Source organism: Leisingera sp. ANG-DT (genome assembly GCF_000813785.1).
GTDB lineage: Bacteria > Pseudomonadota > Alphaproteobacteria > Rhodobacterales > Rhodobacteraceae > Leisingera.
Window position 1 is genome coordinate 476 of sequence record NZ_JWLE01000083.1, and the last position, 824, is coordinate 1,299.

Annotated in this window: 1 protein-coding gene; it reads right to left on the reverse strand. The window is 63.8% G+C overall.

The annotated features are described in order from the left end of the window. A partial coding sequence (locus RA21_RS23380) for a SulP family inorganic anion transporter (protein ID WP_446720205.1) occupies positions 1–824 on the reverse strand: 824 nt, incomplete at both ends.

Here is an 824-nt window from a genome sequence, read left to right on the forward strand (position 1 = left end):
GCTTGCCGGTGATCTCCCCCACCAGGTTCAGCGTCAGCAGGCTCTCAATCAGGCCGATGGCGGCCAGGATCACCGCATAAGGCAGGATGATCCACAGCGTCTCCAGCGTGAAGGGCGCCAGCGCAGTGCCATAAAGCCCCTCACCGGTGCCAAACGGGTTGTGGAACGCCGGGAATCCGCCCTTGATCGAGGCCATATCGCCAACCGTCGGCACGTCGATGTTCAGCGCAATGACCAGAACCGCCACAACGCCGATCCCCGCCAGCGGCGCCGGAATCACGGAGGTGATCTTCGGCATCCCCCAGATGATCAGCATGGTCAGCCCGACCAGCCCCAGCATCATATAGAGCTGCATCCCGCTCAGCCATTCCGCCCCGTTTGAGCCCGGCACCTTGAACTGCGTCAGCTGCGCCAGGAAGATCACAATCGCCAGCCCGTTCACAAAGCCCAGCATCACCGGATGCGGCACCAGGCGGATGAACTTGCCCCAGTGCATGACACCCGCAATGATCTGCAAAATCCCCATCAGCACCACGGTGGCAAACAGGTACTCCACCCCGTGCTGCGCCACCAGCGCCACCATCACCACCGCCAGCGCGCCGGTCGCGCCTGAGATCATGCCCGGACGCCCGCCGAACACAGCAGTGATCAGCCCCACCATAAAGGCCGCGTACAAACCAACCAGCGGATGCACCCCCGCGACAAAGGCAAAGGCGACGGCTTCCGGCACCAGCGCCAGCGCCACGGTCAGGCCCGACAACAACTCGGTGCGCACGCGGCCCACGGTAAAGCCCTCGTCCTGCATGATCGAAAGATTGGGCGGG